The sequence below is a fragment of the Polaromonas sp. JS666 genome, assembly GCF_900103405.1.
GTDB lineage: Bacteria > Pseudomonadota > Gammaproteobacteria > Burkholderiales > Burkholderiaceae_C > Polaromonas.
The window spans coordinates 232,876-248,473 of record NZ_FNHX01000005.1; the positions used below are offsets into that span (position 1 = coordinate 232,876).

Annotated in this window: 17 protein-coding genes; 7 read left to right on the forward strand and 10 right to left on the reverse strand. The window is 65.3% G+C overall.

Annotated elements, in window-relative coordinates:
* The first annotated feature begins 116 nt into the window (after nt 1-116).
* Complete coding sequence (locus BLQ85_RS14675; RefSeq protein ID WP_007867910.1) at nt 117-749, forward strand: response regulator; 633 nt, start codon at nt 117-119, stop codon at nt 747-749.
* A gap of 2 nt (nt 750-751) precedes the next feature.
* Here BLQ85_RS14675 and BLQ85_RS14680 read toward each other — a convergent pair whose 3' ends face one another.
* Nucleotides 752-1,132 carry a response regulator gene (locus tag BLQ85_RS14680; protein ID WP_074577977.1) on the reverse strand — a complete coding sequence of 127 codons (381 nt, stop codon included), beginning with the start codon at nt 1,130-1,132 and terminating at the stop codon, nt 752-754.
* Nucleotides 1,133-1,543: 411 nt separating this feature from the next.
* Between BLQ85_RS14680 and BLQ85_RS14685 the strand changes: the two genes are divergently transcribed.
* Nucleotides 1,544-3,559 carry an AsmA family protein gene (locus BLQ85_RS14685; RefSeq protein ID WP_083336866.1) on the forward strand — a complete coding sequence of 672 codons (2,016 nt, stop codon included), beginning with the start codon at nt 1,544-1,546 and terminating at the stop codon, nt 3,557-3,559.
* A gap of 4 nt (nt 3,560-3,563) precedes the next feature.
* On the opposite strand, the gene BLQ85_RS14690 is transcribed toward BLQ85_RS14685, so the two are convergent.
* From BLQ85_RS14690 to gpmA, 3 genes are all read right to left on the reverse strand, one after another.
* Nucleotides 3,564-4,319 carry a HesA/MoeB/ThiF family protein gene (locus BLQ85_RS14690; protein ID WP_074577979.1) on the reverse strand — a complete coding sequence of 252 codons (756 nt, stop codon included), beginning with the start codon at nt 4,317-4,319 and terminating at the stop codon, nt 3,564-3,566.
* Nucleotides 4,320-4,435: 116 nt separating this feature from the next.
* On the reverse strand, nt 4,436-5,875 hold the full coding sequence (locus BLQ85_RS14695) for a S41 family peptidase (RefSeq protein ID WP_007867890.1): 1,440 nt from the start codon (nt 5,873-5,875) through the stop codon (nt 4,436-4,438).
* 185 nt (nt 5,876-6,060) lie between these two features.
* On the reverse strand, nt 6,061-6,804 hold the full coding sequence (gene gpmA / locus BLQ85_RS14700; protein ID WP_074577980.1) for a 2,3-diphosphoglycerate-dependent phosphoglycerate mutase: 744 nt from the start codon (nt 6,802-6,804) through the stop codon (nt 6,061-6,063).
* 124 nt (nt 6,805-6,928) lie between these two features.
* On the opposite strand from gpmA, the gene BLQ85_RS14705 reads away from it, so the two are divergent.
* The 4 genes from BLQ85_RS14705 to BLQ85_RS14720 all read left to right on the forward strand — a co-directional run bounded on the left by BLQ85_RS14705 (nt 6,929) and on the right by BLQ85_RS14720 (nt 9,426).
* Complete coding sequence (locus BLQ85_RS14705) at nt 6,929-7,339, forward strand: rhodanese-like domain-containing protein (protein WP_074577981.1); 411 nt, start codon at nt 6,929-6,931, stop codon at nt 7,337-7,339.
* 107 nt (nt 7,340-7,446) lie between these two features.
* Nucleotides 7,447-7,704, forward strand: coding sequence for a glutaredoxin 3 (grxC, locus tag BLQ85_RS14710; protein ID WP_074577982.1), 258 nt, complete (start codon nt 7,447-7,449; stop codon nt 7,702-7,704).
* A 191-nt stretch (nt 7,705-7,895) separates the two neighbouring features.
* Nucleotides 7,896-8,363 (forward strand): protein-export chaperone SecB, encoded by a 468-nt coding sequence (gene secB, locus BLQ85_RS14715; protein WP_074577983.1) that lies wholly within the window; start codon nt 7,896-7,898, stop codon nt 8,361-8,363.
* Between the two features lie 52 nt (nt 8,364-8,415).
* Nucleotides 8,416-9,426 (forward strand): NAD(P)H-dependent glycerol-3-phosphate dehydrogenase, encoded by a 1,011-nt coding sequence (locus BLQ85_RS14720; RefSeq protein ID WP_074577984.1) that lies wholly within the window; start codon nt 8,416-8,418, stop codon nt 9,424-9,426.
* Between the two features lie 25 nt (nt 9,427-9,451).
* Here BLQ85_RS14720 and BLQ85_RS14725 read toward each other — a convergent pair whose 3' ends face one another.
* The 4 genes from BLQ85_RS14725 to panC all read right to left on the reverse strand — a co-directional run bounded on the left by BLQ85_RS14725 (nt 9,452) and on the right by panC (nt 11,643).
* Nucleotides 9,452-9,781 (reverse strand): cupin domain-containing protein, encoded by a 330-nt coding sequence (locus BLQ85_RS14725; RefSeq protein ID WP_074577985.1) that lies wholly within the window; start codon nt 9,779-9,781, stop codon nt 9,452-9,454.
* A gap of 80 nt (nt 9,782-9,861) precedes the next feature.
* Nucleotides 9,862-10,332: a GNAT family N-acetyltransferase gene (locus BLQ85_RS14730; protein ID WP_074577986.1), complete on the reverse strand. Its 471-nt coding sequence runs from the start codon at nt 10,330-10,332 to the stop codon at nt 9,862-9,864.
* Nucleotides 10,329-10,787: a GNAT family N-acetyltransferase gene (locus BLQ85_RS14735; RefSeq protein WP_074577987.1), complete on the reverse strand. Its 459-nt coding sequence runs from the start codon at nt 10,785-10,787 to the stop codon at nt 10,329-10,331. The genes BLQ85_RS14730 and BLQ85_RS14735 overlap by 4 nt, the downstream gene beginning before the upstream one ends.
* A 7-nt stretch (nt 10,788-10,794) precedes the next feature.
* Complete coding sequence (gene panC / locus BLQ85_RS14740; protein WP_074577988.1) at nt 10,795-11,643, reverse strand: pantoate--beta-alanine ligase; 849 nt, start codon at nt 11,641-11,643, stop codon at nt 10,795-10,797.
* A 262-nt stretch (nt 11,644-11,905) separates the two neighbouring features.
* Between panC and BLQ85_RS14745 the strand changes: the two genes are divergently transcribed.
* Nucleotides 11,906-13,537: an inverse autotransporter beta domain-containing protein gene (locus BLQ85_RS14745; RefSeq protein ID WP_175456124.1), complete on the forward strand. Its 1,632-nt coding sequence runs from the start codon at nt 11,906-11,908 to the stop codon at nt 13,535-13,537.
* 47 nt (nt 13,538-13,584) lie between these two features.
* Here BLQ85_RS14745 and panB read toward each other — a convergent pair whose 3' ends face one another.
* Both panB and bioB read right to left on the reverse strand, forming a co-directional pair.
* Nucleotides 13,585-14,478, reverse strand: coding sequence for a 3-methyl-2-oxobutanoate hydroxymethyltransferase (panB, locus tag BLQ85_RS14750; protein ID WP_074577989.1), 894 nt, complete (start codon nt 14,476-14,478; stop codon nt 13,585-13,587).
* An 87-nt stretch (nt 14,479-14,565) separates the two neighbouring features.
* Complete coding sequence (gene bioB, locus BLQ85_RS14755; RefSeq protein WP_254806447.1) at nt 14,566-15,585, reverse strand: biotin synthase BioB; 1,020 nt, start codon at nt 15,583-15,585, stop codon at nt 14,566-14,568.
* Nucleotides 15,586-15,598: the final 13 nt, after the last annotated feature.

Below are 15,598 nucleotides of genomic sequence, written 5' to 3' on the forward strand. Positions count from 1 at the left end.
TGGTACTTCGGTGAAGAATTCGTCAATAATGGGTGCTGAAAATTAAAGCAGGCGCCAGTTCAAGGCTTCTCTTTTCACGGCGTTGCCGGCTTGCAGCTTTATAGGAAGACAGCGACATGATCAAAATCGGAATTGTGGACGACCACGCCATTGTGCGTTCGGGGCTCAAGCAGTTTTTCTCGGACCAGGTCGACTTGCGCGTCGTCGGCGAGGCCGGCAGCGGCCGCGAGGCCATTGACCTGGTTCGCAATGTCGAACTCGACATCCTCGTCATGGATTTGTCCATGCCGGGCCAAAGCGGCATTGACGCGCTGGCCATGATCCGCGCGAAGGCGCCCGATGTCGGCATTCTCATCCTCAGCGGCTACCCCGAGGAGCACTATGCGGTCAACCTGATCCGCCAGGGCGCCAGCGGCTACCTCAACAAGGAGTGCGATCCTTCCGAGATTGTCGACGCGATCCGCGTGATCTCGCTGGGCAAGCGCTACATCACCCCGGCGGTGGCGGAGCTGCTGGCGCAGCAGCTGAACCGGCCCAACGACGTTGCCTCGCACGAGCAGCTGTCCGAGCGGGAGTTCCAGGTGTTCCTGAAACTGGCCAAGGGCGAGACGGCGGGCGACATCGCCAAGGCGCTGTCGCTGAGCGTGAAAACGGTGAGCACCTACCGCACTCGCGTGATGGAGAAGATGAGCCTTTCCTCGAACAGCGACCTGACTTACTACGCGCTCAAGAACAAGCTGATTGATTGAGTTCAATCGGCGGCGGCGCTCTGCTGGATGCAATAGTCCACCAGGGCGTCGATCTCGTTGGATTTGTCGAAGACCGCGTCGACGCCGAGTTGCGTGCAGCGCTGGCGGATGTCGGCGGTGGCATAGTTGCTCAGGACCACGACTTTCTGCCGCGATGGGCGGTCCCTGCAGGCGGCCAGCACGCCCAGGCCGCTTCCCTGTTTGAGAAACAGGTCAACAATCGCCAGGTCCCAGTCCTCGCTGTTTTCCGCCAGCCAGGCCTTGCCTTCGTTTTCGGTTTCTGCGGTTCCCACGGCATCAATGCGTGCCAACTCCTCCAGCGTTCCGATCAGATTTTCGCGAATGGTCGGATTGTCTTCTACGATGTACGTTTTCAGTCTCACTGCTCAGGTCCAGGTAGGAGGCCGCGTGGCTTTCGAAGTATTACGAAAGTCCCAAAAATGCGAATGTCTCTTGTTTCCTAATGTATCTTTAACCCAGGCCCATTCTGCCAGCGGCCAAGGCCAGCACTTGTAGGAGGCCGCCTACGGCTGCATTGCATGTGCGCCGCAGCCACACTACGCGGGCTGTAGGCACATGCCCACAGTGTGTCATGGTGACTGCCGACTGCCCCCTGCGTCGATCCGGCCGATAGTGGAATGCAGGGCTAAACGGAGCCCCGCGCCCTTGCAGGCGCAGGCATGACACCACAACGCAGGGAGACAAACGCATGCTAGCCAGTGCTCCCAGCGCCTTCCCGGCCACCGCGCGGCAAAGCTGGTGCCTTGCGCTTTCTTGATGCAGGCCTGATTTCCATGCCACCCATGAACACCCCACAGTCCGCACCGGTCCTCTGGCGAAGATGGCTTGCCGCAATAAGCGCCGTGCTGCTGGCCCTGGTGCTGGTACTGGTGTTTTTCCCCTGGGACATACTGCGCGGCCCCATCAACCGCCATGTCTCCGACCAGTTGGGCCGGCGCTTTGAAATCACCCGGCATCTGTCGGTGCACTTGGGGCGCACCGTCACGGTCAGGGCCGACGGTGTGGAGTTTGCCAACCCCGAGTGGGCCAGCAAGCCTTACCTGGTCAAGGCGGAGGCGGCCGAATTCGACATCAAGCTGCTGCCGCTGCTGCTGGGCAAGGTCGTGTTGCCGCGCATCGCGCTGACGGCACCGGAAATAGGGCTGCAGATGGAGCCCGACGGACGCCGGACCTGGGCGCTGGCGCGCGACACCTCCGACGAGGGGGCCATTCCGCGCATTGATGCCTTGCTGATTGACGGCGGCAGCGTGGACTACCAGGCGGCGGCGCAAGGCGCCAACATCCATGTGGATTTTTCGCTCGCCCAGGAGGCCGCGGACCAGTTGCCCCTCACCTACAAGGCGAGCGGCAAATGGCAAAACGAAGCCTTCAGCGCCAACGGGCGCACCGGCGGCGTGCTGCAGCTGAGCAAGGACCTTGAAGCGCCTTTCCCCATCGAAGTGAATGCGGTGGCCGGCAAGACCAGCCTGAAGGCCAAGGGCAGCATCGCCAACCTCGCGGACCTTGCCGGGGTGGATGCCAGCTTTGACCTGCAGGGCCGCAACCTCGAGGAACTCTACAAGCTGCTGGGCGTGGTGCTGCCGTCCACGCCGCCTTACAAACTGCGCGGCAAACTCGCCAGGCACGGCAAGGTCTGGGCCGCCAGCCAGATCCAGGGCCGCCTGGGCAGCTCGGACCTCAGCGGCGCGCTGAGTTTTGACCAGTCCGCGCCGGTGCCCTTGCTGACCGGCAAGGTGCAGTCAAAACTGCTGGACTTCGCCGACCTGGCGCCGGTGATCGGATTGCCTGCGCCGGCCGGGCCCACCCCGGTGAAGGCGGCGGCCGCCGAGGCAGGGAATGAGCCCGCGCCCGCCAAACGAAGCGCGGCGAACTCCCCATCGCGCAAGGTCCTGCCTGTTGCAACGCTGGATGTCACCCGGCTCAAGGCCATGAATGCCGACGTGGTGTATTCGGCGGCTGACATCCGGCATGTGCAGGTGCTGCCGCTGGACAAGGGCAGCGTCCACGTCAAGCTGACGGGCGGCGTCCTGCAGCTCGAGCCGATATCGATGGGCATTGCGGGCGGCACGGTGGCTGGCGCCATACGCATAGATTCGAATGAGGCGCCGGCGCTTTTTGCGGCACGGCTGGACCTGCGCGGCGTGCAGCTCAACCAGCTCTTCCCGGCGGTGGAAACCACCAAAAGCAGCCTGGGGAAAATCAGCGGCCAGCTCGACCTCAAGGGGCGCGGCAATTCGCTGGCGCAAATGCTGGGCACGTCTTCGGGCGACGTGGCCGTCCTGATGGGCAAGGGCCAGATCAGCAACATCCTGCTCGAATTCATGGGCCTGGACGGCGGCGAGATCATCAAGTTCCTGGTGCGCGGCGACCGCAATGTGCAGCTGCGCTGCGCGGCCGCCGCCTTTGAGGTCAAGCAGGGGTTGATGAGCAGCAAGACCATTGTGCTGGACACTTCCGACACGGTGATCAACGGACGCGGCAACATCAGCCTGGCCGATGAAACCCTGGACCTGGTCCTGGAGCCGGCGCCCAAGGACCGCAGCATCCTGAGCTTGCGCTCGCCCCTAAAAATCAGCGGCACTTTCGCGGCCCCGTCGGCCGGTCCCGACAAGGGGGCGCTGGCCGGGCGGGCGGGCATCGCGATCGCGCTGGGTGTGGTCAATCCTTTGCTGGCCCTGGCCGCCACCATAGAAACCGGGCCGGGCCAGGACGAAAACTGCGCCGCGATCCTGAAACAGGCCGCCGCATCGAGTGCCGGCTCGCGCATTCCGGCGGCCGCCGTCAAATAAAAGATCAGCGGTGAACGTCGCCGCAGACCGCGCAAGCGGTATTGCGCGCCAGTTTCATCTCGCTCCACTCCATGCGCCTGCCGTCCAGCATCAACAGGCGCCCGGTAAGCGCCTCGCCCACGCCGCACACCAGTTTCAGGGCTTCGGCCGCCTGCGTGCTGCCGATGATGCCGACCAGCGGCGCGAACACGCCCATGGTGGCGCACAGGGCTTCTTCCATCAATTCCGATTCGGGGAACACGCAGGCATAGCACGGCGACTGTGCATTGCCCGCGTCAAACACCGCGACCTGGCCGTCGAAGCGGATGGCCGCGCCCGAGACCAGCGGCTTGCGGTGCTTCACGCAGGCGCGGTTGATCGCGTGGCGGGTCGCGAAGTTGTCGGTGCAGTCGAGCACCAGGTCGGCCTTGGCCACCAGTTCGTCGAGCAGCGCGCCCTCGGCCCGCTGCGTGACGGGTGTGACCGTGACGTCGGGGTTGATCGCCGCGATGGCCTGCCGGGCGGATTCGGCCTTGAATTGGCCGATGCGGCCCAGGGTGTGGGCGACCTGCCGCTGCAGGTTGGTGGCCTCGACGCGGTCGTGGTCGGCGATGGTGATGTGACCGACGCCAGCGCTGCCCAGGTAAAGCGCGACCGGCGAGCCCAGGCCGCCGGCCCCGACGATCAGCACATGCGCCTTCAGGAGCTTGTCCTGGCCTTCAATGCCGATGTCGTCGAGCAGGATGTGCCGGGAATAGCGAAGCAGCTGGTCGTCGTTCATGAAAGGAAAGGAGTCCGCCGCGGGGGAGGGCGGCCTCGGTGGAACAGGAGTGCGAAAAGCCGGCCAGGGGAAACCGGGAAAGGCCGGTTATCCCGGCGCTCTCCCATCACACGGCCTTAGTTTTCTTTTTTCTCGTTCTTGGGTTCCACCACGGCGGTCTTGCTGACCAGCACGGGACGGCCCTTGAGCTGGTTGATCGCCTGCGCCAGCTGGAAGTCCTTGTCGCTGCCCAGTTCGGGCGGGCGGCGTTGTTCCGGCGTCTTCTTGGCTTCTTCCTCCAGGCGTTTGAGCGCGATCTCACGGGCTTTTTCGCGGTTGGCGTCCTTGACCTCGGCGCCCTGGCCGCTGTTGAGGTGTTTCTCCAGGTCGGCTTCGCGGGTGCGCAGGGCGGCAAACGGGCTGCCTTCGGCGGTTTCGTCGACCATCACGTCGGGCACGATGCCGCGCGCCTGGATGGATTTGCCGCTGGGGGTGTAGTAGCGCGCCGTGGTGAGCTTCAAGCCCGTGTCGGGGCCCAGCGGCCGCACGGTTTGCACCGAGCCCTTGCCGAAGGTCTGCGTGCCCATGATGGTGGCGCGCTTGTAGTCCTGCAGAGCGCCGGCGACGATTTCGCTGGCCGAGGCCGAGCCTTCATTGACCAGCACCACCAGCGGCACGTTCTTCAGGGCCGCGGGCAGGCGCTTGAGCGGGTCGGCGCCGTTGCGGCGCTGGTAGAACTCGGGCGAGGCCTTGTAAGTGAACTTGCTTTCGGCGAGCTGGCCGTTGGTCGACACCACGGTGACGTTGTCAGGCAGGAAAACGGCCGACACGGCGACGGCGGCGTCCAGCAGGCCGCCCGGGTCGTTGCGCAAATCGAGCACCAGGCCCTTGAGGTTGGGCTCCTGCTTGTAGATCTGCTCGAGCTTGGTCACGAAGTCCTCGACCGTGCGCTCCTGGAACTGGCTCAGCCGTACCCAGGCGTAACCGGGCTCCACCACCTTGCTGCGAACCGACTGGGTGCGGATTTCCTCGCGCGTGATGGTGACCGGGAAGGTGCGGTTTTCGTCCTTGCGGAAGATCGTCAGCAAGACCTTGGTCTTGGGCTCGCCGCGCATTTTCTTGACGGCCTCATTGAGCGTCAGGCCCTTGACGGCGGTGTCGTCGATGCGGGTGATCAGGTCGTTGGGCTTGAGGCCGGCGCGGTCGGCGGGCGAACCTTCGATGGGCGAAACCACCTTGACCAGGCCGTCTTCCTGGCTGATTTCGATGCCGACGCCGACAAAGCGGCCCGTCGTGCCTTCGCGGAATTCCTTGTAGGACTTCTTGTCGAAATAGACCGAGTGCGGGTCCAGGCTGGCCACCATGCCGGAAATGGCGTCGGTGATGAGCTTTTTCTCGTCCACCGGCTCGACGTAATCGGTCTTGACCATGCCGAAAACCGCGGCCAGCTGCTGCAGCTCCTCGAGTGGCAGGGGAGCGATGCCCGCGCGGGCCACTGCCTGCAGCTGGACCGTGGTGAGAGCCCCCGCCACGGCGCCGATTGAAATCCAGCCTGCTATCTTGAGCTTTTGACCCATAAAAAATACCTTCGTAAGCCGTTGGGAAACCCTTGTTCCCCCCGTGGGAAGCAATATACACCTTGGAGAAAGGCCGGGGCCCCCAGTTCCACCCTAGTCATGGCGCGGTGCGAAAAAAGAAGCGAAACAGGCGGCTATTTACAGGACTTTTACAAAATCCGGGCGGCCAAGCCCTTGCGGGGGGCTCAGGCTTTTCCCTGGGCGCCCACCGCGGCGGCGGCCTTGGCCGCGGCCTCGCTGTCGCCCAGGTAGTAGTGGCGCAGGGGTTTAAGGTTGGCGTCCAGTTCATAGACCAGCGGAATGCCGTTGGGGATGTTGAGCCCCACGATGTCGCTGTCGGAGATGTTGTCCAGGTATTTCACCAGCGCGCGTATGGAATTGCCGTGCGCCGCGACCACGATGCGCTTGCCGGCCTTGATGGCGGGCGCCATGGATTCATTCCAGAAGGGCAGTACGCGCTCCACCGTGTCCTTGAGGCATTCGGTCAGCGGCACCTGGCCGGGCTGCAGCTTGGCGTAGCGCGGGTCATCGCGTTCGCCGCGCGGGTCGTTCGCCTCCAGCGGCGGCGGTGGGGTGTCGTAGCTGCGGCGCCAGACCAGCACCTGCTCGTCACCAAATTTTTTCGCGGTTTCGGCCTTATTCAGGCCCTGCAGTGCGCCATAGTGCCGCTCGTTGAGGCGCCAGCTGTGCACCACGGGCAGCCAGGTGCGGTCCATTTCGTCCAGCGTGTGCCACAGCGTGCGGGTCGCCCGCTTGAGCACGCTGGTGTAGGCCAGGTCGAACTCGTAGCCCTCGCTTTTGAGCAGCTTGCCGGCGTTTTTGGCCTGTTCAATGCCGGTAGCCGTGAGGTCCACGTCTGTCCAGCCGGTGAAGCGGTTTTCAAGGTTCCAGGTCGATTCGCCGTGGCGTATGAGCACAAGTTTGTACATGGTCGGAAGGGTGGGGAGTGGAAAAAAGGGGGAAATAAAGGGAATTGGGGGGCTGCCCGGCGGGGCGCTTTCTCCCTCCATTCTAAAATCACGGGTTAGCTGAAAAATACACAAAGGGTTTACCGTGAAATTTCTGATCGATAACTGGATGCTGATTTCGATAGCACTCGCCTCGGGCGGCATGCTGGTTTGGCCCATGATTTCCGGCGCGATGAACGCCGGCGCACTGACCGCCAGCGGCGCGGTGCAGCTGATCAACCGCGAAAAAGCGGTGGTCGTGGATGTCAGCGAAGCGGATGAATTCGCCGCCGGTCACGTCACGGGCGCCAAAAACGTGCCTTTCAGCGAACTGGAAGAGAAATTGCCCCTGGCGGTCAAAAACAAAGCCCTGCCCCTGATCCTGGTCTGCGCCACCGGTGCGCGCGCCGGCCGCGCGGTCGCCGTGGCCAAAAAGCTCGGTTACGAGCAAGCCCAATCGCTGGGCGGCGGGCTTAAAGCCTGGAAAGAGGCTAACCTTCCCCTGGAAAAGGCCTGAATAGGGCTGGGTCGGGCAAAGCAGGCATGAAACCTGCCTCACCCGGCAAGTCCTGATTCATCCACTTTTCCCGCGCCGCGCCCCTGCCGGCGCGATCCGGAGACACCATGCAAACCGTCAAGATCTATACCACCGGCACCTGCCCTTACTGCATCCAGGCCAAACAGCTGCTCAAGCAGCGCGGCGTCACCGAACTCGATGAAATCCGCGTGGACATGGTGCCCGGCGAACGCCAGAAGATGATGGACATCACCGGCCGGCGCACGGTGCCGCAGATCTTTATCGGCGAGACCCATGTGGGCGGCTGTGACGACCTGATGGCTCTGGACGGCCGTGGCGGCCTGATGCCGTTGTTAAACAGCTAACCCCCGTCCAGGCTCACTGCGTGTAGCCTGTTCCCCCTTCCAGGGGGCGGCGCCTGCGGTCTGGCAAAGCCAGTCCCGCGGCCCCTGCTGGTTGTGCCTGATGGAGGCCACACCGGCTCCCTATAATCATTTGTTGGTCGCCGGCTTGCCGCGCATCTGAACCTCAACTTTCCCGTACCCGAAAGAACACCATGGCTGAAGCCAATCTTGACCCCGTATTCCAGATCCAGCGCGTTTACCTCAAGGACGTGTCGCTGGAGCAGCCCAATTCGCCCGAAATCCTGCTGAACCAGGAACAGCCCAGCGTGGACATCCAGCTGGGCGTGGGTGCCACCCCCATCGCCGAAGGCCTGTTCGAAGTCGCCGTGACGGCCACCGTGCAGACCAAGATCGCCGACAAGACGGTGTTCCTGGTGGAGGCCAAACAGGCCGGCATCTTTGAAATCCGCAATGTGCCGCCCGAGCAGCTGGGCGCCATCCTGGGCATCGCCTGCCCGCAGATCGTCTATCCCTACCTGCGCGGCAACGTGGCCGACGTGATCCAGCGCGGCGGTTTCCCACCCGTGCACATGGCCGAAATCAACTTCCAGGCCATGTACGAGCAGCAGCAGGCGGAAGCCGCAGCTGCTACGCCGGCTCCGTCCCAGATCATCGTCTGATGGCCGCCGGGGTACAGCCCCGGCCGCCTCATGATGTCCGCGTGACACCCTCATGAAAATACTGGTCATAGGCGCGGGTGCCTGGGGCACGGCGCTGGCCGTGAGCAGCGCCTCGCGCCACCAGGTCACCTTATGGGCGCGCGATGCCGCCCAGCTTGCAGGCCTGCGGTCCGGGCGCGTCAATGCCCGTTACCTGCCCGGCATCGCCTTGCCTGCCGCCCTGGCGCTGCAGGGCGGCGACGCGCCGCTGGCCCAGGCGCTGGCCGGGCAAGACCTCATCATCCTCGCGACGCCGGTGTCGGCCGCCCGCGGCATGCTGCAAATCCTGCGGGATGCCGGCGCGCCCCTGGCCTGGCTCAGCAAGGGCTTTGAAGCCCCGGTGGACGCTGCTGTCTCACCTTTCGGCTTGATGGTCCACGAAATACGCGCCCAGGCCGCTCCCGGCTTGAGGGCCGGTGTGCTCAGCGGCCCGAGCTTTGCGCTCGAAGTTGCGCGCGGCCAGCCGACGGCGCTGGTTGCGGCCAGCGAACATGCCGAGGTGCGCGATGCCCTGGTCGCCGCTTTCCACGGCGCCACCCTGCGCGTGTACGCCAACGACGACGTCGTGGGGGTGGAAGTGGGCGGCGCCGTCAAGAATGTGCTGGCCATCGCCACCGGCCTGTGCGACGGCCTGCAACTGGGGCTGAACGCCCGCGCCGCCCTCATCACGCGCGGCCTGGCCGAAATGACGCGCCTGGGCGTGGCCCTGGGGGCGCGAGCCGAAACCTTCACCGGCCTCTCGGGCCTGGGCGACCTGGTGCTCACGGCCACCGGCGACCTGAGCCGCAACCGCAAGGTCGGCCTGCTGCTGGCCCAGGGCCAGACCCTGGCGCAGGCGGTGGCCTCGCTGGGCCATGTCGCCGAAGGCGTGTACTGCGCCCGCACCGTGGTGCAGCGCGCCGCCGGCCTGGGCGTGGAGATGCCCATCGCCCAGAGCGTGGTCGCCTTGCTGGATGGCAAGCTCAAACCCGCCGAGGCGGTGGCGATGCTGATGGGCCGCGGGCCTACCGCTGAGTTGGCCTGAATCCTCGCGTCGCGCCGGGGCGCGGCTACTTTCGCAAATGCAGCGTCACCAGCAGGGACGAATCCCGCACCGCCGTGAGCCCGTGCGGCACGCCGCCGGCCAGCCAGAGCAACTGGCCGGCTTTCATGGGCTGGGTCTGGCCGTTCGCGGTGAAAGCCACTTCGCCTTCCAGGCATTGCACGGTGATCTCACCCTTGACCTGGTGCGAGGGCACGGTCTTGCCGGCCGGCACGATAAGGCGCATGACCTCCAGCTCCTCGCTTTTGAAGAGCGCGACGGTGCGGCCCTCGGAGAGCTTGCCCGCCAGCGGCTGGACGTCAACGAGCTGCCCGGATGCGGCGTGGGGAATGGCCATGGCGGAACTCCTGCAAACGTGGGGGACTGTGGAACTTTATACCCCAAGGCGGACCTTGCCCGTCCGCGCGTTTGACCTGATCAGGCCGGCGCAATCGCCCCGGGAACCGCCTTGTTGTAGTACAGAAAGACCTCGTCGCGCACCCAGCCCAAGGATTCATACAGGGCCTGCGCCTTGTGGTTGGTCCTGGCGGTGCTGAGGTCCAGCCGCGCGAAGCCGTTCTGCTGCGCGTGCGCATGGGCCGCCTGCATCAGCGCGCGGCCGGCGCCGGTCTGGCGCGCTTCGGGCGCCACATAGAGGTCGTAAAGCGTGCAGATTGGCTGGGCGATCACCGAGCAGAAGCTGGGGTAGAGCTGGCAGAAGCCCACGAGGGTGCCTGCAGCTTGTGCGACCAGGATCACCGACTCCTGCCTGCTCATGCGCTCGCCTATGAACTGCAGCGCCAGTCCAGCATCGGCGGGTTGTTCGTAAAACTGCCGGTAGGCGTCAAACAGCGCGGCCACTGCCGGCAGGTCTGGCAAAGCGGCCAGGCGTATAGAGAGCCCGCTCACGCCAGCGGCTTTTCCATGAAGACGCTCAAGGGGTCGGGCGCATAGGCGCCAAACGGTTCCCGCGCCGCATAACCGAGCTTTGCATAAAGGCCCAGCGCTTCGGGCTGGTGGATGCCGGTTTCCAGCCGTGCCAGGCCCACGCCGCCGGCCCGGAGGTGGGCCTCCAGGGTTTGCATGATGGCTTTGGACAGCCCCTTGCCGCGGTGCGCATCCAGCACAAAGACGCGCTTGATTTCGCCGTAAGTTCCGTCGTCGTCCAGCGTCTTGACCGCGCCGCAGCCCACCAGCGCGCCGTCGAGGTGGGCGCCCACAAACAGCACATGGGGCTGGCGCAGCGCCTGTGCGCTTTCCAGGTGGTTGCTTTCGGCCGGGTAGAGCGCCGCCATATAGGCGTCGGATTGTGAGAGCAATGATTGCGCTTCGGGCGACAGCGGGTCGACGGGTTTGATGTGCATCGCCGGCCTAGATTTCCAGGTTGTCGATCAGCCGTGTGCTGCCCAGCTTGGCAGCACCCAGCACCACCAGCGGCTCGCCGGCCAGCGCGCCCTGCGGTGCCAGCAGGTCGGCGCGGCGGCGCACGGTGAGGTAGTCGGGTTTCCAGCCGCGGCGCGCCAGCGCCTGCATGGCCTGGGCTTCCAGCGCGGGCAGGTCGGGCGTGCTGCTGGCGCGGACAGCTTCGCCCAGCGCGCGTATGGCCTTGGACAGTTCCACGGCCTCGGCGCGTTCGGCCGTGCTCAGGTAGCCGTTGCGCGAGGACAGCGCCAGGCCGTCCTCGGCGCGCTGGGTCTCGCCGGCCAGGATTTCGATGGGCAGCGCGAACTGCTGCACCATGCGGCGCACCACCATGACCTGCTGGTAGTCCTTTTTGCCGAAAGCCGCCACGCCCGTGGGCATGCCGGCGAACACGCAGGAAAACAGCTTGAGCACCACGGTGCTGACGCCGATGAAAAAGCCGGGCCGGAAGTGGCCTTCCAGGATGTCGCTCAAGTCCGTGGCCGGGTGCACCTTGTAGGTTTGTGGCTCGGGGTACAGGTGTTTTTCGAGCGGCGCGAACAGCACGTTGCAGCCGGCGGCCTTCAGGCGCTCGGCGTCGGCGTCCAGGGTGCGCGGGTAGCTGTCGAAATCCTCATGCGGCGCGAACTGCAGGCGGTTCACGAAGATGCTGGAGACGCTCACGTCGCCCAACGGCTTGGCCTGCTTGACGAGCGCGATGTGGCCGTCGTGCAGGTTGCCCATGGTGGGCACAAAGGCCGGGCGCTTGTAGGGGCCGAGGGCCTCGCGCAGTTCGGGGATGGTGTGGACGATTTTCATGAGTAGGCGAAGAAAGTGTCGGGATCTGAAGGGCCGGAACCCAGGGCGGATATTACCGTCTCCCGTGGACCGCGCCAGGGGTTTTCCCTGTTCTTGCCGGGTGCCGCGACTGTTGTAGCCGCAGCAAATAGTACGCAAATCGCTTGTGTCGCCTTGAGTTGTGGTGGTGAAATGAACTACCAAGCCGGAGTCTGGGATTTTGGAGCGGCCTATCTAAATAAGATAAGGAGCAAGCATGAAAGCAAACATGCATTGGTTAGGGATGACTTTTTTTGCAGTGCTGGTCGGCGCCGCCCCCGCTGCGCACGCGCAGGCGGCATCGGGTATGAAATGGAGCCCGTATATCGACTTTGAGGCCAAGCCCGGCAGCAAGCGCGACATCGGTGAGGCCAATGTTTTTGTCCCCCTGGCGCAGACCGACCGCACACTGTTTTTTGGCGACCTGCGCGGGCGCTTCGACGGCAGCAGCAGCCGCGAAGGCAATCTCGGACTGGGCGTGCGCCACATGCTGGCCAACGGCTGGAACATAGGTGGCTACGGCTACTTTGACCGCCGCCGTACCGAGACCGGCAATTTCTTCAACCAGACCACGCTGGGCGCGGAGGCCCTGGGCCCTAATTGGGATTTGCGCACCAACTTCTACCTTCCGAACGGCAGCCGGACCCGCGACCTGGGCACAACGGGCGGCGGCGCGCCTACCGCCGCGATTTCCGGCAATACCGTGCAAATCACCACGCCGGGCTTGACCACACGCGAGGAACGCGCCCTCAAGGGTTATGACGCGGAAGTGGGCTGGCGCGCGCCGCTGTTCGATGCCCAGGACAAGCGCCAGCTGCGGTTTTTCGTAGGGGGCTACCACTTCAGCGACGCCGGCATCAGCGTGTCCGGCCCCCGCGTACGCGCGGAGTTTGTGATGGCTGAAGTGCCGGGGCTGTGGAAGGGTGCCCGGCTGGCCTTGGGCGCGGAGCTCCAGCATGACTATGCGCGCGGCCGCCAGGCCTTTGTGTCGCTGCGCCTGCGCATCCCCTTCGGCGGCGGCAGCGGCGAACGCGCCGGCTCGCTGAGCGCCCAGGAACGGCGCATGACCGAACCAGTGATGCGCGACGTGGACATCGTCACGCAAAGCCGGGTGTCCGGTTCGACAGCCCCCCTGGTGGAGACTGCGAGCCTTACGAGCGCCGGGCAAAGCTTCAGCCTGATTTCAAGCGACAACACCACGGGCGCCGCCCTGCCGGGCGCGGTGGCCGCGGCCGGCGCCAACAGCCTGGTCGTGCTCTCGGGCACCTTCAACACCAGTGCCATCACGACGCTGCAAGCCGGGCAGACGCTGATGGGGGCGGGGTCCCTGACCGTGCGCGCACCCAGCGGCGCGACCGCGACCCTTGTCACGCCGAGCGCCACCATCGTCGGAGCGGTGGCCGGCAACAACCCGGCTGTCCTCATGGGCAACAACAGCACGCTGACGGGAATGACGATCAGCAACCTGTCCACGGGGGGCGGCACGCCCAACCCCTTTGCCGTGCGCGCCACCGGCGTGACCGGGGCCACCGTCTCCAACAACATACTGACCGGGCGGGAAAACCTGGTGGGCGGAACCGCGCAGGGCCTGCTGATCAGCAGCGCGAGCAACATCACGGTGAGCGGCAACTCCATGACCGGGATAGGAACCGGCATTGCGGTGGGCCTCAATGTCGTGAACTCCACCGGCATCGTGGTCACGGGCAACACCATGAGCGCCACCGGAAGCAGCGCCGGGAACAGCCGGGCCATCGTGATCAACAACGGCAGCTTCGCGGCGGGTTCGACGGGCAATACCATCCTGACCGGCATCTGCAGCGTTGCCGCCGCCGGAACCGGCTCGATCGGATTGACCAGCGGCGCCACCTGCCCCTGACGCATCGCGATGCATGGATCCCGGCCCGGGCCGGGATCGCTGCTTCGCTACCAGGCGTGCTGGGCGTTGACCGGAAAGCTGCCGTCCTTGACGGCGCGCACATAGGCCTCCATGGCACCGCGCACGCTGGCGGTCTTGTTGTCAGCACCTTCCATGAAGTTGCGCACGAACTTCGGCATCTTGCCCAGGTTCATGCCCAGCATGTCGTGCAGCACCAGCACCTGGCCGGCCGTGCCGCTGCCCGCGCCTATGCCTATGGTGGCGCAATGCGCAAGTTCTTTCGTCAAGTCGGCCGACAGGGCCGCGGGCACCATTTCCAGCACCATCATGGCGGCACCGGCGTCCTGCAGCTCGTGGGCATGGCGTTTGAGCGTGGCGGCGGCTTCCTCGCCCTTGCCCTGCACGCGGTAGCCGCCCAGCGCATGCACGGTCTGCGGCGTGAGGCCCAGGTGGGCGCAGACGGGGATGCCGCGCTCGACCAGGAAGCGCACGGTCTCGGCCGTCCAGCCGCCGCCTTCGAGCTTGACCATATGGGCGCCGGCCTGCATCAGCACCACGGCGCTGCGCAGGGCCTGCTCTTTGGATTCGTGGTAACTGCCGAAGGGCAGGTCGCCTATCAGCCAGGCCGTAGCCTGCGAACGGCGCAGGCCGTTGGCCACACATTCGGTGTGGTGGCGCATGGTCTCCAGCGTCACGCCGACGGTGCTGGTCAGGCCCTGGCAGACCATGCCCAGCGAGTCGCCCACCAGGATGCATTCCACGCCCGCCGCGTCGGCCACGGCCGCGAAGGTCGCGTCGTAGGCGGTCAGCATGGTGATTTTTTCGCCATGGGTGTGCATTTCGCGCAGGCGCGGCAGGCTCAAGGGCTTGCGCGCCGACGGCGTGGACGACGGCGGCAGCGTGCCGTAAGGCGTGGCGGAGGTATTGGCAGGAGATGTCATGGGCGCATCCGGAATTTAGCGAGAGTCTAACCAGCTTCACCGTGCTTTTTGGGCCACGGATTAGAGAACCCAGACAAGGTATGCGGCTTAGCGCGCTTCAGGCGCCGAGCGGCTCATGCCCAGGCGTTCCAGCAGCTGGACGTCGGCCTCGGTGTCGGGGTTGCCGGTGGTCAGCAGCTTGTCGCCGTAGAAGATCGAATTGGCGCCGGCCAGGAAGCACAGGGCCTGCACGCCGTCGCCCATTTGCTGGCGGCCGGCCGACAGGCGCACACGCGCGGTCGGCATGGTGATGCGCGCCACGGCAATCGTGCGCACGAACTCAAACGGGTCCAGGTCGGCCTGGTTCGCCAGCGGCGTGCCTTCAATCTTTACCAGGTTGTTGATGGGCACCGACTCGGGGTAGGGCGTGAGGTTGGCCAGCTCGGCCACCAGGCCGGCGCGCTGGCGCCGCGTCTCCCCCATGCCGACGATGCCGCCGCAGCAGACCTTGACGCCGGCGCTGCGCACGCGTGCCAGCGTGTCCAGGCGGTCCTGGTAGTCGCGGGTGGTGATGATGTCGCCGTAAAAATCGGGCGCGCTGTCGAGGTTGTGGTTGTAGTAGTCCAGGCCCGCGCTTTGCAGGGTCTGCGCATGGCCGTCTTCCAGCATGCCCAGGGTGGCGCAGGTTTCCAGGCCCAGGGCTTTGACGGTGCGCACCAGCTCGGCGACTTTTTCGATGTCGCGGTCCTTGGGCGAGCGCCAGGCCGCGCCCATGCAAAAACGCGTGGCGCCTGCCGCCTGGGCCCGCTGCGCAGCGGCCAGCACCTCGGCCGGCTCCATGAGCTTGCTGGCTTCCACGCCGGTGTCGTAGCGCGCGGCTTGCGGGCAGTAGCCGCAGTCTTCGGCGCAGCCGCCGGTCTTGACCGACAGCAGGGTGGCGAACTCGACGCGTGTGGGATCGAAGTTTTCACGGTGCACGGTTTGCGCCCGGTGCATCAATTCAGGGAAGGGCAGGTTGAACAGCGCCTCGATGGCGTCCACGCTCCAGCGCTGGTCGCCGGCGGGGGCTGGCTCAGCCTTGGGCCGGGGGCGGTGCAAGGTAACGGTTTGTTCTGCAACGTGGGACATGGTTCTTCCTTCC

Excerpts from the sequence above, each read along its gene's own strand:
- BLQ85_RS14675 (WP_007867910.1), top strand. The coding sequence starts at position 117 with ATGATCAAAATCGGAATTGTGGACGACCACGCCATTGTGCGTTCGGGG.
- BLQ85_RS14685 (WP_083336866.1), top strand. The coding sequence starts at position 1,544 with ATGCCACCCATGAACACCCCACAGTCCGCACCGGTCCTCTGGCGAAGA.
- BLQ85_RS14690 (WP_074577979.1), bottom strand. The coding sequence starts at position 4,319 with ATGAACGACGACCAGCTGCTTCGCTATTCCCGGCACATCCTGCTCGAC.
- BLQ85_RS14695 (WP_007867890.1), bottom strand. The coding sequence starts at position 5,875 with ATGGGTCAAAAGCTCAAGATAGCAGGCTGGATTTCAATCGGCGCCGTG.
- gpmA (WP_074577980.1), bottom strand. The coding sequence starts at position 6,804 with ATGTACAAACTTGTGCTCATACGCCACGGCGAATCGACCTGGAACCTT.
- grxC (WP_074577982.1), top strand. The coding sequence starts at position 7,447 with ATGCAAACCGTCAAGATCTATACCACCGGCACCTGCCCTTACTGCATC.
- secB (WP_074577983.1), top strand. The coding sequence starts at position 7,896 with ATGGCTGAAGCCAATCTTGACCCCGTATTCCAGATCCAGCGCGTTTAC.
- BLQ85_RS14720 (WP_074577984.1), top strand. The coding sequence starts at position 8,416 with ATGAAAATACTGGTCATAGGCGCGGGTGCCTGGGGCACGGCGCTGGCC.
- BLQ85_RS14725 (WP_074577985.1), bottom strand. The coding sequence starts at position 9,781 with ATGGCCATTCCCCACGCCGCATCCGGGCAGCTCGTTGACGTCCAGCCG.
- BLQ85_RS14735 (WP_074577987.1), bottom strand. The coding sequence starts at position 10,787 with ATGCACATCAAACCCGTCGACCCGCTGTCGCCCGAAGCGCAATCATTG.
- panC (WP_074577988.1), bottom strand. The coding sequence starts at position 11,643 with ATGAAAATCGTCCACACCATCCCCGAACTGCGCGAGGCCCTCGGCCCC.
- BLQ85_RS14745 (WP_175456124.1), top strand. The coding sequence starts at position 11,906 with ATGACTTTTTTTGCAGTGCTGGTCGGCGCCGCCCCCGCTGCGCACGCG.
- panB (WP_074577989.1), bottom strand. The coding sequence starts at position 14,478 with ATGACATCTCCTGCCAATACCTCCGCCACGCCTTACGGCACGCTGCCG.
- bioB (WP_254806447.1), bottom strand. The coding sequence starts at position 15,585 with ATGTCCCACGTTGCAGAACAAACCGTTACCTTGCACCGCCCCCGGCCC.